We start from the raw sequence: 14,638 nt of genomic DNA on the forward strand, positions 1-14,638 counted from the left end.
CCTCAACGAGTTTCGTAAAAAGTCCGGACTGCTTCAATCACCCGGTTCTGCTGTTCGGGTTGCAGGTCGTGGTAGAGGGGTAGCCGAAGCAGGGTCCGGCCGAAGCGGTCGGCGTGGGGCAGCAGGCGGCCATCGTGTTGGGACGCGTAATAGGGGCTACGGTGAAGGGGCAGGTAGTGGAAAACGGCTAAGATGTGTCGTTGACGCAAGAACTCCAGCAGCGCGTCGCGCTCCGGTTCCGATTTGCACACCAGCGCAAACAGGTGCCAGTTGGGCTGACTATCATCGGGCGATACGGGTAGTAATCCGAAAGCGCCGGCAGCGGCCAGTGGGGCCAGGGCGGCGGCATACGTTTCCCAATGCCGCTTGCGCTGCTCTTGGATTATATCCCGGGCTTCCACCTGCGCCCACAAGTAGGCCGCGTTGAGCTCCGAAGGCAGGAAAGACGAGCCCACGTCTACCCACTCATAGCGGGCGGCCTCGCCCCGGGCAAAGGCGGCGCGGTTGGTGCCCTTCTCCCAGATGATTTCGGCGCGGGCCGCCAGTTCCGGGTCGTTTACGGCCAGCATGCCACCCTCACCGGCACTTAGGTTTTTGGTTTCGTGGAAGGAAAAAGCCGCCAAGTGGCCGAACGTGCCCAGCGGCCGATCCTGGAAGCGGGCCTCAATGGCCTGGGCCGCGTCTTCTACCACCCACAGATTATACCGCCGGGCCAGGGCCAGCAGCGCTATCATATCGCAGGGCTGGCCGCCATAGTGGACCGGCACGATGGCGCGGGTGCGTGGGGTGATGAGCGTTTCCAACTGCGCCACGTCCAAGTTGGGGTGGTCGGGGCCGCTGTCGGCAAATACGATGCGGGCCCCGCGCAGCACGAAGGCGTTGGCCGTGGAGGTGAACGTGTAGCTAGGCACGATAACTTCATCGCCGGGCTCCAGGTTGAGCAGCAGGGCCGCCATTTCCAGCGCATCGGTGCCGCTGGTGGTCAGCAGCACTTTGGGTATGCCGTAGTGCTGCTCGAAAAAATGCTGGCAGAGCTGGGTGAACAGGCCGTTGCCCGAGAGTTTGCCGGCCGCTACGGCCTGGCGGATGTACTCCAGCTCCGGCCCGGCCAGGTGGGGGCGGTTGAAGGGAATGAAGTCGGGAGGCAGGGGCGAGGGAATCATGCCGGGTCGGTGGTTTCGGCCAGCACGTAGAGCGGGCGGTTGCGTACGCCCTCGAAGGTTTTGCCCACGTACAGGCCCACAATGCCCAGCACCGAAATGATGATGCCCGAAAAAAGGCTGATCGACACAATCAGGCTGGCGTAGCCGGGCACCGTAATCTGGCCCATCAAGTAGCGGCCCAGCATAATCAGCCCCAGCAGAAAGGCCCCGCCCGATAGTAGCAGCCCGAAATACACGGCCAGCCGCAACGGCTTGTCGGAGTAGGTGAGCAGAATATCGAGGGCCAGCTGGAGGCGACGGGCCAGCGAGTACGAGGAGGGGCGGGTGCCCGCGCCGTGCGCCACGGGCAGGCTGATCTGCCGAAAGCCGGCCCAGCGCACCATCGTGGGGAAGTAGCGGGTACTTTCGCGCAGCCGCAGTACTGTCGCAATCAACTGCCGGTGATAGATGCCAAAGTTGCCCACTTCGGGGTCCTGGGGCTCGCCCGTGAGGTAGGCCAGCACGCGGTAAAAGGCCTGGGAGCCACCCCGCACCGAAGCGGCGTCAGTGGGGCGGGGGCCGCGGCGGGCCAGCACGGCTTCGTAGCCTTGCTGGGCTTTGGCGAGCAGGCGCGGAATTTCTTCGGGCTGGTCCTGCAAGTCGCAGTCCATCACCACCACCCACTCGCCCCGGCTGGCTTCGAGGCCGGCCGTGAGGGCGTGGTGCTGGCCGAAATTGCGCGACAAACGCAGGCCCCGCACACGGGCATCGAGGGCGGCGTGCTGCTGAATAGTGGGCCAGTCGGCCGGGTCGGGGCTGCCATCGTCCACCAATACCACCTCGTAGGCGGGCGTGAGGGGGGTAAGAACGGCCTGCAAACGCGCCAGCAACGCCGGTAGCACGCTGCCGGCCCGGTAGACGGGAATCACAACGGAAAGCAGGCGCGTGGCAATGGGCATAGAGCAGGGAGGGCAGAGGCCAAATATAGCCACTTCGGCAGGTTGGGGCCGGCCGCCGGCACCAAAAGCCGCCGGAATAGTTTCGTACTTTTGTGCCGCCCCCCCGTAGGAGGGGCGCGGCCTGCCAGCACCAGCCAGCGTAGGCTTGCTTCGGCCGGGGCAGAATGCCGTATGCCGGGCCGCTATCCTGATTTGTTTCTAATGAAGATTCTTTTTCTGACCCCGTACCCCGCCGGGGAAGCCCCGTCGCAGCGTTTTCGGTTCGAGCAATATTTTCCGGCCCTGCGCGAGCGGGGCATTGTGTTCACCGAGCGTTCCTTTCTCAACCTCGCTACCTGGCGCATTTTGTATAAGCCGGGCCATCAGGTGGCTAAAATCTGGGGCATCGTGCAGGGCTTTGGCCGCCGCCTGAAACATCTGCTCGAAGTGCCGGGCCATGATTACGTGTTTATTCACCGCGAAGTAACACCCATCGGACCGCCCGTTTTTGAGTGGCTGATTGCGAAAGTGCTGGGCAAGAAAATCATCTACGACTTCGACGATGCCATCTGGATGGCCCTCACCTCGCAGCACAACCAGATGGCGGCCATAGTGAAGTGGCACAGCAAGGTGGCCGCCATTTGCGGGTGGAGCTACAAGGTGAGCTGCGGCAACGACTTCCTCTGCGAATACGCCCGCCAGTTCAACGCCAGCGTGGTGCTCAATCCCACCACCATCGACACCGTGAACCTGCACAACCGCACCAACCCGCAAACCAGCGAAAAGGTAGTGTTGGGCTGGACGGGCACGCACTCTAATATGGTGTACCTGGCCTCGCTGCTGCCGGTACTGCGCCGCCTGGAGGCCACCTACGACTTCACGTTCCGGGTGATTTCCAACCAGGACCCTCAACTCGACCTCAAAAGCTTCGATTATGTGCCCTGGCGCAAGGCCACTGAAATCGCCGATCTGGTGACGTTCAACGCGGGCGTGATGCCGTTGGAGGAAAAAGTCAGCCCGCTTTCGTTGGGCAAATGCGGCTTCAAGGCGTTGCAGTACATGGCGCTGGGTATTCCGGCCGTGGCTTCGCCGGTGGGAGTGAACACCAAAATCGTGGCCAACAACACGAATGGCTTCCTCTGTGAAACCGAAGAGGACTGGTACCAGGCTCTGGCCCGGCTGATTGAGGATGCGGACCTGCGCCGGCAACTGGGCGCGAATGCCCAGCGTACCGTCCGGGAGCGGTATTCGGTGCTCTCGAACACGGATAATTTCATCCGGCTGTTTGCCTGAGCTAATCACCCATTGACCCGCCCGCTAGCCCACGCTCTATACAGTAAGGCAACTACCCATTGGCACCTGCGTAGGGGAGGTCGGTTGCCGGGTGATGAATACCCCGGTGGCAGTCCGTACCTTGTTGCCTCATCAACTTCTGCAGCTATGTTAGAAATCGGCCAGAGAGCCCGGCTTTCCAAAACCATCACCGACGCCGACGTGCGCGCCTTTGCCCAACTCTCCCTCGATACGAACCCGGTTCATCTGAACGATGAGTACGCCCAGGCCAGCCTGTTCGGGCAGCGCATCAGCCACGGGATGTTGTACGGTTCGCTGATCAGCGCCGTGCTGGGCACCCAGCTGCCCGGTCCCGGGGCCATCTATATGGGCCAGACGTTCAAGTTTCTTAAGCCGGTATTCCTCAACGACACCATCACGGCCGAAGTGGAAGTGCTGACGCTCAATGAGGAGAAGCACATTGCTACCTTGCAGACCACCTGCGTGAATCAGGACGGTAAGCTCGTGCTGACCGGCGAGGCCACCATGAAGTACGCCTGATTTTTTTCGCTTTACCCGCCGGCCGGCTCCTTTCGGGAGGCGGCCGTTTTCTGCCTTATGCGCAAAGTCATCATCAACGCCGACGATTTCGGGCTCTGTGCCCCCGTCAACCGGGCCATTGTGGAAAGCTTCCGGGCGGGCAACCTCACCAGCACCACCATGATGGTGGCCATGCCCGGGACGGAGGGAGGCGCGCAGCTGGCAGCGGAAAACCCGGGGCTGGCCATCGGGCTGCACTTCTGCCTGACGGAGGGTCGCCCGCTCACCAAAGCCGCCTCCCTGGTGGATGCGGAGGGTAACTTTCTGGAACGCGGCGCTTTGATGAAAAAGCTGCTGTTGGGCCGCGTGGAGCAGGCCGAGGTAGCCGCCGAGTTCGAGGCCCAGTACAACCGGCTGGTAGCCCTGGGCATCCGGCCCACCCATACCGATTCGCACCAGCACACCCACATGAACCCGGTGGTATTCGGGGCCATGCTGCCCCTGCTGAAACGCGAAAAGCTGCCCGTAAGGCTCGCTATTCCGGTGCGCCCGAGTCTGAAGTTGCTGCTCTCGCGGCCGCCGAAATTCGTGAAGCAGGGCATCCTCTACAATGCCAGCCAACGGTTCCGCCGCCAGATCAGCACCCGCACCGACGACCTGCTGGTTTCGGTGCACGACCTGAGCACGCCGCCCACCAGTTATACCGCCGATACGCTCCGGGCGCTGGTCCACGAAGCACCGGCCTCGGTGCAGGTAATCGAACTGATGGTTCACCCCTACATTCCGGGCCCGGAACTGGACCAGCTGTACCCCACCGATTTGGCTCAGCGTCAGCCGTTTTTCGAGAAATGCTACGCGGAACACCGCATCCTCACTGGTCAGCCCCTGTTCGCCGCTGACCCCACCGTAACCCTGACTACTTATGGCCAACTCTGACGAAATCACGTTGCACCGCGCTACCGCTGCTGATCTGGCAGATGTAGTGGAGCTGAACCGCGTCGAAAACGACGACGACCGCATGACCACGGGCTACCTCGATTGGTGGTATTTCAACAACCCGTTCAATTCCTTCAGCTTCTTCCTCTCGCGCATTGGTGGCCGGGCCTGCGGCATGTGCTCCTCCAACGATGCCCAGTTCGAAATTAACGGACGGCCCTGGAAAGCAGGGTTCATTCAGAAGGTGCTCACCAGCAACGAAGTGCGCGGTAAAGGACTGTTCGGCAAGCTCTACGTAAAAACCGACACCGATTTTCTGGAGCGTGGCGGCGACTGTTTTCTGGCCTTCCCCAACGCCGTAGCCAAGCCCATTTACCTGGCCAAATACAGCTACAGTCACGGCATCTACCCCGATCTGACGCTGCTCTTCACCAACCCCCTGCACCTGGCTGCCGGGAGCCAGTACGAAGTGGTAACCAAACTGGACTTCGCGTTCTTCCAAACGCCCACCTTCCAGTTTGAAAACGCCATGAAAAAGGATGAGAAGTTCCTAAACTGGCGCTATCTCACCTTCAAATCGGACCACTACAAGTACATAGCGCTGGCCGTGAAAAAGGCCGGTAAGTTGATCGGGTATGCATTTCTGAAGAAAATTCAGAAGAAAGGCCTGCCCGTGTTCGTGCTCATGGACGTGGCGTTTCATCAGCAGACTGATTTGGCTTATCTCGTCAAACAGGCCCGAGTATATGCCGCCAAACAGGTATCGGTAGGCTTGCTCTATATGGGCAATCTACTCATCGACGCAGCCAGTAAAGGTGTGGCGCGTAAAGTGTGGCGTAACCAGTTTGACTTTCTGGTAAAGGGTAAGAGCCAGGAAGAAACGGATGAGTTGGCTAAAGTGAATTTTAATTTTTTCTTTGGTGACCTGGATTTTGTGTAAATAATTAAATAATCACTAAAGAGAACAAGGCCGGTATTTACGCCATAGCGTAAATACCGGCCTTGTTCTCTTTAGTGCGCGGAGCAATTCATCTGAATTGAACTGCACGTAGAACAATTAAAACAATGGGTCTGTTTAGATGCTTGCAAACTGCCGGTTTACTGGTTGGGCAATCAGGCGCCGCCTCTTCTTGCTTTTAACGGGAATGCTATCCTGTAGTATGAACAAGGCTGTTACATAAAAAGGCCACATCGGAATCCGATAGCGAACTAAATTGCCGAAATTGCCGGAAGTAATAGCAGTGCCGATAGCGAAGAGTAGAGAAAAAACTATACAAAATAGCACGAGCGGGGTACTGCCAATTCGACCGAATGTGCGGAATAAACCAGTTTTGCGAAATACTTGGATAGTTAAATAAGTAATCCAGAGAATTTCTAATCCTGAAAGAAGCATTACTGGATTACTTACCTCCCACATAAAAGGTCGAAAAAGGCCGATCACAATGGCTTTAGGAGCTAATTTAGGAATATCTGCCGGTCCGGTAAAATCGTCCATGGCATAGCCAGAGTTTCCCATGCCTCGGCCTTTGTCAGTATCGCTATGGCTGATGCTGTTATGATAAGTTGACGCTACAGTTGCGCGATCCTCAATCTTATCAAAATCGTAGTTTTTATTACCAGAAGCAACCGACTGACTCACGGCCAGCCCGACTGCTCCTCCTAACACAATCATGATGGGCATAACCAGTGCCCGCAGTGCGCCTGATCTAATCCGGGCACTATACTGGGTAGTTACCCACAACATGACCGGTGGGATAAAACTGATCAGGATATAAATCTTGACTGACTTCAAAACAAACCCCGCAACTAGTATTGCTACTATAGCATGAATTAGTTTAGTACGAGCAACAAATAGATTGTAAAAGGCGAAAAACATCCAGCCTAACGCACCTAAACAAAGAGCATCTTTAGAAATTCCAGAACCCCAAAAAAATACTGAAGGAATAAAAAATACTGCAATAGCCAATTGTTTATAAAGGCGAGGGTAAAGTCTGAGAAATGTATTGTATAAAGCCCATACCCCAGAAAAACTAATGAAGGCAAACATGAGTGCCATAACAGAATATGTGTGAAAACAGAATAAGCCCAAAAAGCCACATACTTTCACAATAAAATATTCTGTTTCAGCGGCAAACCAATGCATCTGCACGGCATATTTAGCCATGGAGCCATCGGCAATACCGTCGGCGGAGAGTAGAAGCTTGATTCCTACACTGGGTGAATCAAAGAAAGCTTCATGAATTGTTTTGCTTTCGTTATAGTAATTCATGGTGTCGCCGCCACCATAATAAAACTGATAAATAAGGCCCAGTGAAATAGCTCCGAAAAATTTTACCGTTAGCGCCGGAATAAAATATTTTTTGGTTAATGCATTCGTGAAACGTTTACGCAGCGCGAAGGCCAGGCCATAGAGCAAGCCCAGGTAAAGCGGCGTCAAGAAAAGATCCTTCAGTTCCATGCGGGGGGCAAACTATTTAGCCTTCAGGTAGGCCTTAGCCTCCCGGTACTGTTCCGATTTGCGGTCCGATTTATTCAGAACCACGGAGTAGTAGCGGCGGGCGGCGGCGGCATCGTTGGCCTTGTCGGCCAGGCGGGCCAGGGCCAGATTGGCGAACATGTAAAAGCCGTAGTTGGTTTCACCGCTCATCTCGGCGAAGACGATGCACCGCTGGTAATATTCCCGGGCTTTCTGGAGGTCCTTGTAACGGTTTTGCAGCAGGAAGGCCAGAAAATAGGTTGCGTAACGCCCACTGTTGGCCTCGTAGCCGGGCATACCGCGGTTGAGCTTGTCGAGAATATCGCGGCTCACCCGCTCACATTCGCGGAAATCAGCTGCCTGGAAGCAGGCATTGGCGTATATGCGCTGGAAATAGCCGTTTTCGGGGTAAGTAGTTGCCAGATACCGGGCCACGGGCAAGGCTTCCTCGGGCTTGTTCTCCTCATTGAACAGGATGCGTAACAAGAAGGCCCGGGCTTCCGGACCAACGTACACCCCATTGTCGGCTACGTTGCGCAGTTGCTGCAAGCCCAGTTTCTTGTTGCCCTTGGGAAAGAACAGCAATACGGGCTTCAGAAGCGGGTAATTTTCCGGGATCCAGACGGCGTAGTAATTAAACAGGGCCTGGCCAAACAGAAACTCGGGACTCAGGCCATTGGCCTCCTTGCTTTTTTCGAGATAGTCCAGGGCGCGTTTGGCACCCACGGTAGCTTTGCGCCAGTCGTGGCGCTCGGCGTGCAAGCGGGCATCGAAGCCGTAGCCGGCCGCGAGAAAAAAGCAGGCTTCGTAGTTCTTTTTGTCGGCGCGGTACATGGCCTCGCCCTTGGCGATGGTGGTATCCATGTAAGCAAAGAACTGCTTGTCGTAGAGGGTGGTGCGGATGCCCGCCGGCACAATTTTCCACCACGTACTCAGCCCCAGCAGAAAGTAGGGCATGGGGTGGTTGGGGTAGCGGCGGCGCAGGCTGCGGAATTGCCGCTCGGCCTTATCGTACTTGAAGTTGTAGAGGTTGTACACGGCCCCCTCCAACTCGGTCTGAATATCCTTGTCGAGCAGCAGCCAGCCCTTGGTGTCGACGGCGGCGGGCGCTACATCCACGTTCTCCAGCCGTACCTGCCGCACCGTATCGGGCAGGGGAGCCGGGGCAATTGTGTCGGGTTGCTGCGCACGTGCAGCCAGGGGCAGCAAGAGGAGAAGCAACAGGACAAATTGGAGGCGTTGGCGCATATCTGGAGTAAAGTTGTGGCTTCAAACAGTAGCTGAACTATGCTCTACCTCGCCCATCTGAGAGGCTAAAGTAGAACATTTGACGTAGTTTTGGACAAATAAGATACGGCCCATGCACCTTTTACAAGCCCTTTGCCAGATTCCTGCCCCGGCTGGCAACGAAGCCCCCCTGACCGAGTTCCTGCTGCGCTACATTGACCAGCACCAGGCGGAGTGGGACACTCCGCCAACCGTGCTGGCAGGGGGAGAGTTCCAGGATTGCATTATTCTGATATTCGGCACGCCGCGAACGGCCGTTTTTGCCCACCTCGACAGCATCGGCTTTACCGTTCGCTACGGCCGGCAGCTGGTGAAAATAGGAGGACCCGCCGTGGAGTCCGGTTACCGTCTGGTGGGCCAGGACAGCCAGGGGGAAATTGACTGCACGCTGGTCGTGGACGAGCAGACCGGGGCGTTGAGCTACGACTTTCACCGCGACCTGGACCGGGGGACGGAGCTCACCTTTCACTGCGACTTCCGACAAACCGCCACCACCGTGCAAAGCTGCTACCTCGATAACCGCCTCGGCGTCTGGAACGCGCTGCGCCTCTGCGAAACGCTGACCGACGGCATCGTGGCCTTCTCGTGCTGGGAAGAGCATGGCGGCGGTTCGGTGGCCTACCTGGCCAAGTACATCTACGAAACCTACGGGGTGCACCAGGCCCTGATTTCCGACATCACCTGGGTCACGGAAGGTGTGCGGCCCGGGCTGGGCGTAGCCATTTCCCTACGCGACTCGCTGATTCCGCGCCGCAGCTACGTGGAGCGTATCCGGCGCATCGCCGAGGCGGCCGGCGTGCCCCACCAGCTGGAAGTGGAAGGCAGCGGCGGCTCCGATGCCAAAGAGCTTCAGCACGGAGCCCAGCCCTGGGACTGGTGCTTCATCGGGGCTGCGGAGGACAACGTGCATTCCCCGCACGAAATGGTGGACAAGCGCGACATCGAGAGCATGCTGGCCCTGTATCAGGTGCTGCTGCGGGAATTGTAGGCTTGCGTTGATCCGCCCAAAGCGGCGTGGGCCGGGGGAACGGTGGGGGCAAAGTTGGCAGAAAGGTAAAGCTTGAGTATTAGGTAATAAACTCTATTTTACCCGTCCAAAATGCTCTTTCCTACCTCTCAACCAACTCACCCATCTCCCACCGCTTATGATGTCTGTTCTTTACGCAGTGCCCGCTTTGGGCGTACTGGCTCTTGTATATACCTGGATTCGCTCGGGCTGGGTAAGCCGGCAGGATGCTGGCGACGACCGGATGCGCACCATTGCCGGCTACATTGCCGACGGGGCCATTGCCTTTCTGAAAGCCGAATACCGCGTGATGGTTATTTTCGGCCTCCTCGCGTCTGTGTTTCTCTTCTACTTAGGCAGTACCGGCGAAAAGTCGAGCCCGGTTATCGTGGTGGCGTTTCTGATTGGAGGCGTATTTTCGGCCCTGGCGGGCTTCATCGGGATGAAGATTGCTACCAAGGCCAACGTGCGCACGGCCCAGGCGGCCCGCACCAGCCTGAGTAAGGCCCTGAACGTATCGTTTTCGGGCGGCTCGGTGATGGGCATGGGCGTGGCCGGACTGGCCGTGCTGGGCCTGGGCTCCCTGTTCATCGTGTTCTACCAGTTGTTCGTGGTGAACCGGGGCGGCGGAGCCAATGGCATTGAGATGGAAACAGCCCTGGAAGTCCTCACGGGCTTCTCGCTAGGGGCCGAAAGCATTGCCCTGTTTGCCCGGGTGGGCGGCGGTATCTACACCAAGGCCGCCGACGTGGGGGCCGACCTCGTGGGCAAGGTAGAAGCCGGCATTCCCGAAGACGACCCCCGCAACCCCGCCACCATCGCCGATAACGTGGGCGACAACGTGGGCGACGTGGCCGGTATGGGTGCCGACCTGTTCGGCTCCTACGTGGCTACCATTCTGGCCACCATGGTGCTGGGCCGGGAAGTAGTGGCCCGCGGCGACCAGTTCGAGGGCCTTTCACCCATTCTGCTCCCGATGGTAATTGCCGCCATGGGCATTGTGGCCTCCCTGATCGGGATTCTGTGCGTGCGCGTGAAGGAGGGCGGCAACGTCCAGGCGGCCCTCAACCTGGGCAACTACGTGTCGGTGGTGGTATCGGGCATCGCCTCGTTCTTCATCATCCGCTGGATGCTGCCCACCGAGGACCTGCTGATTCGGGGCGTCACGTTCAACGCCATGAACGTGTTCTACGCCGTGGTAGTGGGCCTGATTGTGGGCACGCTGATGAGCATCATCACGGAGTACTACACGGCCATGGGCAAGCGGCCGGTGCTGAGCATCGTGCGCCAAAGCTCCACGGGCCACGCCACCACCGTTATCGGAGGGCTGGCCGTGGGCATGGAAAGCACCGTGCTCCCAATTATCGTGCTGGCGGCGGGTATCATTTTCAGCTACGAGTGCGCCGGCCTCTACGGCGTGGCCATTGCGGCAGCCGGCATGATGGCTACTACCGCCATGCAGCTCGCCATCGACGCCTTCGGTCCCATTGCCGACAACGCCGGCGGCATTGCCGAAATGAGCGAGCTGCCCAAGGAAGTGCGCGAACGGACCGATATTCTGGACGCCGTGGGCAACACCACCGCCGCCACCGGCAAGGGCTTCGCCATTGCCTCCGCCGCCCTTACCTCGTTGGCTTTGTTCGCGGCCTTCATGGGCACGGCCAACATCACGAGCATCGACATCAGCAACGCCCGGGTGCTGGCGGGCCTGTTTGTGGGGGCCATGATTCCGTTCATCTTCTCGGCCCTGGCTATTTCGGCGGTGGGTCGGGCGGCGATGGCGATGGTGCAGGAAGTGCGCCGCCAGTTCCGTGAAATTCCGGGCATCATGGAGGGCACGGGCCGCCCCGAATATGAGAAGTGCGTAGCCATTTCAACCCAGGCTGCCATCCGGGAAATGATGCTGCCCGGGGCCATTGCCCTGGTGGTACCCGTGCTGGTGGGCTTCACAATGGGCCCCGAAGTGCTGGGCGGTACCCTGGCCGGCGTGACGGTGAGCGGAGTGCTGATGGCCATGTTCCAGAGTAATGCCGGCGGAGCCTGGGACAACGCCAAAAAGTCGTTCGAGAAGGGCGTGATGATTGATGGCGTAATGCAGTTCAAAGGCTCCGAGGCCCACAAAGCCTCCGTAACCGGCGACACCGTGGGCGACCCGTTCAAGGATACCTCCGGCCCGAGCATGAACATCCTCATCAAGCTCATGAGCATCGTGTCGCTGGTCATTGCCCCCCACATTGCCGCTCCCGAGCGCGGCGTGGCCCAGGAACCCGCCGCCCCCGCTACCCACGTGCGCGCCGTAATGGCCCCCGCCCCCGATGCGCCCGTGCTGGTGCGTCGTTAGGGGAGGGAAATAGCGTTGAAATAAGGGGCTGTCATTCCGACGAAGGAGGAATCTGGGCAAAGCCGGTGAACGAAACTGTTCAACGAATTGCCCCGGATTCCTCCTTCGTCAGAATGACAGTTCCTGCGTCGAATCAGTCACCAATCCACCCATTCCGCTACCTTTGCCCGGCCCGCTCACCCACGGCCCAACCCCAAACGGATGACTCCGGACCATATTTCGCTGCATAACAAGCAGTTCGAGCCCTACCTGTCGGCTCAGGAGCTGACGACGGCCATTCGGGACGTCGCCGCCCGCCTCAACCAGGAGTACGCCGGCCAGCAGCTGCTGTTCGTGGTGGTGCTCAACGGATCGTTCATGTTCGCCGCCGATTTGCTGAAGGAAATCAGTCTGCCCTGCGAGGTCTGCTTTATTCGGGTGGCCTCCTACCAGGGCACCAGCAGCACCGGCGAGGTGAAGCAGGTGCTGGGCCTGACCGAAGACCTGCGCGGCCGCCACGTGGTTATTCTGGAAGACATCGTGGATACCGGCCACACCATGCGCATGCTTCTGGATACGCTCGGCGCCCAGGCCCCGGCCTCGCTGGAAGTGGCCACGCTTTTTCTCAAGCCCGAATGCCTCCAGCACGAACTGGCCCTGCGCTACGTGGGCCTGAGCATTCCCAACGACTTTATCGTGGGCTACGGCCTGGATTTCGACGGTTTGGGCCGCAACTACCCCGACGTCTACAAGGCCGTATAGGGGTGTTGGGGGCGCTACGCCGGGGCCGTTGCCGGCCGATTGGCGGAGGGGCTTTGCCATTCCTTGCTTATATTTCCAGAACCCACTCGTTTTCTACTCCCCGCGTACTACTTCGCTACTCATGCTGAATCTCGTGCTCTTCGGCCCTCCCGGGGCCGGTAAAGGAACGCAAAGCCAGAAGCTGATTGCCCGCTATAATCTGGTTCATCTTTCCACCGGCGACCTGTTGCGCGCCCAGATAACCCAAGGTACGGAACTCGGCCTGCGGGCTAAAAAGCTCATGGACGAAGGTCTGCTGGTGCCCGATGAAGTGGTAATTGGCATGATCGGCTCGGCCCTGAAGGAAAACAAACAGGCTTCCGGCTTCATTTTCGACGGTTTCCCGCGTACCGTGCCTCAGGCCGAAAGCCTCGACCGGCTGCTGGCCGAACACGGTACCAACGTCTCGTGCATGGTGGCGCTGGAAGTGAAGGAAGACGAACTGGTGAAGCGCCTGCTGGAGCGCGGCAAAACCTCCGGCCGCCCCGATGACCAGGACGAAGTCAAAATCAGCAAGCGCGTAACGGTGTACAACACCGAAACTGCCCAGGTGGCCGGCTACTACGCCCAGCAGAATAAATTCCACGCCCTGAACGGCATTGGAGTGATTGAGGACATCTTCGGCCAGATCTGCGCTATTCTCGACGAGCAGCAGCCCGCCGCCGCCGAAAGCAGCCAGTCGGCTACCAAAGAAGTAAAAGCGTAACTTTGTAGCCGCTGCCCACCCCGGGCAACGGCCGTATTTTGTCAAATACAGCACTGTCATTCCGACGAAGGAGGAATCTGGGCAATTCGTTGAACAGTTTAGTTCATCGGCTTTGCCCAGATTCCTCCTTCGTCGGAATGACCGTTTCTTTACCTCCTAGCTCCTCACAAATTGGCTTCCAATAACTTCATCGACTACGTCAAAATCAACTGCCGCTCGGGCAAGGGGGGCGCGGGTTCGCACCATTTCTTCCGGGCCAAGGGCCTGCCCAACGGTGGCCCCGACGGCGGCGACGGGGGGCGGGGTGGCCACATCATCCTGGAAGGCAGCTCCCAGCTCTGGACCCTGCTGCACCTGCAATACCGCAAGCACCTGATTGCCCAGGCCGGCGAAGGCGGGGGCGAAAACCTGCGCTCCGGCAAGCAGGGCGAGGATATTATCATCCAGGTGCCTCTCGGCACGGTAGCCCGTGACGCCGAAACGGGCGAGAAAAAACTCGAAATCACGGAGGACGGGCAGCGGATTATTCTCACGCCCGGCGGCCGGGGCGGCCTGGGCAACGACCACTTCAAATCGGCCACCAACCAGGCCCCCAGCTACGCCCAGCCCGGCGAGGAGGGAGTGGATGAGTGGGTAATTCTGGAGCTCAAGCTGCTGGCCGACGTGGGCCTGGTGGGCTTCCCGAACGCGGGCAAAAGCACGCTGCTCTCCGTGGTATCGGCCGCCACGCCCAAAATTGCCGACTACGCCTTTACCACCCTCACGCCCAACCTGGGCGTAGTAGCCTACCGTGACTATAAGTCGTTCGTGATGGCCGACATTCCGGGCATTATTGAGGGCGCGGCCGAAGGCAAAGGCCTGGGCCACCGCTTCCTGCGCCACGTGGAGCGTAACTCCATCCTGCTGTTCATGATTGCCTGCGACTCGCCCGATATCAACGCCGAGTACCGGGTGTTGCTCAGCGAGCTGGAGCAGTTTAACCCCGACCTGCTGGACAAGAAGCGCCTGCTGGCCATCACCAAATCCGACATGCTGGACGAGGAGCTGGAAGCTGAAATCCGCGAAACCCTGCCCACGGAGCTGCCCACGGTGTTCATTTCCAGCCTCACCAACAAGAATATCCAGCCCCTCAAGGATCTGATCTGGACGGCGCTGCACGCAGAGTAGATAGTTGAGAAATTAAAAAGTTGAGAAGGTAGAAAGTGACCGGTGCC

At 58.8% G+C, this 14,638-nt stretch carries 13 protein-coding genes; 9 read left to right on the plus strand and 4 right to left on the minus strand.

The window, feature by feature from the left end:
* Nucleotides 1-2: 2 nt before the first annotated feature.
* Together rffA and D0T11_RS11975 are read right to left on the minus strand one after the other, a co-directional pair.
* The gene (gene rffA, locus D0T11_RS11970; protein WP_119656030.1) at nt 3-1,163 is read right to left on the minus strand and encodes a dTDP-4-amino-4,6-dideoxygalactose transaminase; all 1,161 of its coding nucleotides are present in this window, start codon (nt 1,161-1,163) and stop codon (nt 3-5) included.
* On the minus strand, nt 1,160-2,101 hold the full coding sequence (locus tag D0T11_RS11975) for a glycosyltransferase family 2 protein (RefSeq protein WP_119656031.1): 942 nt from the start codon (nt 2,099-2,101) through the stop codon (nt 1,160-1,162). The genes rffA and D0T11_RS11975 overlap by 4 nt, the downstream gene beginning before the upstream one ends.
* A gap of 201 nt (nt 2,102-2,302) precedes the next feature.
* Here D0T11_RS11975 and D0T11_RS11980 point away from each other — a divergent pair, with 201 nt between their 5' ends.
* The 4 genes from D0T11_RS11980 (at nt 2,303) to D0T11_RS11995 (ending at nt 5,768) form a co-directional block, all read left to right on the plus strand.
* Entirely contained in the window at nt 2,303-3,373 is a 1,071-nt protein-coding gene (locus D0T11_RS11980; protein WP_119656032.1) for a glycosyltransferase family 4 protein, read from the plus strand.
* Between the two features lie 147 nt (nt 3,374-3,520).
* Entirely contained in the window at nt 3,521-3,913 is a 393-nt protein-coding gene (locus D0T11_RS11985; protein ID WP_119656033.1) for a MaoC family dehydratase, read from the plus strand.
* A gap of 57 nt (nt 3,914-3,970) precedes the next feature.
* Nucleotides 3,971-4,828 (plus strand): carbohydrate deacetylase, encoded by an 858-nt coding sequence (locus D0T11_RS11990; protein ID WP_119656034.1) that lies wholly within the window; start codon nt 3,971-3,973, stop codon nt 4,826-4,828.
* Entirely contained in the window at nt 4,815-5,768 is a 954-nt protein-coding gene (locus D0T11_RS11995; protein WP_119656035.1) for a GNAT family N-acetyltransferase, read from the plus strand. Before D0T11_RS11990 ends, D0T11_RS11995 begins: the two co-directional genes overlap by 14 nt.
* Before the next feature lie 135 nt (nt 5,769-5,903).
* Here the strand turns inward: D0T11_RS11995 and D0T11_RS12000 are convergent, their stop codons facing one another.
* Both D0T11_RS12000 and D0T11_RS12005 read right to left on the minus strand, forming a co-directional pair.
* A complete protein-coding gene (locus D0T11_RS12000; protein WP_119656036.1) occupies nt 5,904-7,286 on the minus strand; it encodes a hypothetical protein in 1,383 nt (460 codons plus the stop codon).
* A gap of 12 nt (nt 7,287-7,298) precedes the next feature.
* On the minus strand, nt 7,299-8,552 hold the full coding sequence (locus D0T11_RS12005; protein ID WP_119656037.1) for a tol-pal system protein YbgF: 1,254 nt from the start codon (nt 8,550-8,552) through the stop codon (nt 7,299-7,301).
* Nucleotides 8,553-8,664: 112 nt separating this feature from the next.
* Between D0T11_RS12005 and D0T11_RS12010 the strand changes: the two genes are divergently transcribed.
* The 5 genes from D0T11_RS12010 to obgE all read left to right on the plus strand — a co-directional run bounded on the left by D0T11_RS12010 (nt 8,665) and on the right by obgE (nt 14,591).
* Complete coding sequence (locus D0T11_RS12010) at nt 8,665-9,579, plus strand: M20/M25/M40 family metallo-hydrolase (protein WP_119656038.1); 915 nt, start codon at nt 8,665-8,667, stop codon at nt 9,577-9,579.
* A 157-nt stretch (nt 9,580-9,736) separates the two neighbouring features.
* Nucleotides 9,737-11,938: a sodium-translocating pyrophosphatase gene (locus D0T11_RS12015; protein WP_119656039.1), complete on the plus strand. Its 2,202-nt coding sequence runs from the start codon at nt 9,737-9,739 to the stop codon at nt 11,936-11,938.
* A 201-nt stretch (nt 11,939-12,139) separates the two neighbouring features.
* Complete coding sequence (gene hpt, locus D0T11_RS12020) at nt 12,140-12,679, plus strand: hypoxanthine phosphoribosyltransferase (RefSeq protein WP_119656040.1); 540 nt, start codon at nt 12,140-12,142, stop codon at nt 12,677-12,679.
* Between the two features lie 121 nt (nt 12,680-12,800).
* Nucleotides 12,801-13,424: an adenylate kinase gene (locus D0T11_RS12025; RefSeq protein ID WP_119656041.1), complete on the plus strand. Its 624-nt coding sequence runs from the start codon at nt 12,801-12,803 to the stop codon at nt 13,422-13,424.
* Between the two features lie 171 nt (nt 13,425-13,595).
* Complete coding sequence (gene obgE, locus D0T11_RS12030) at nt 13,596-14,591, plus strand: GTPase ObgE (RefSeq protein ID WP_119656042.1); 996 nt, start codon at nt 13,596-13,598, stop codon at nt 14,589-14,591.
* The last annotated feature ends 47 nt before the right edge of the window (nt 14,592-14,638 follow it).

Source organism: Hymenobacter rubripertinctus, from assembly GCF_003583925.1.
GTDB lineage: Bacteria > Bacteroidota > Bacteroidia > Cytophagales > Hymenobacteraceae > Hymenobacter > Hymenobacter rubripertinctus.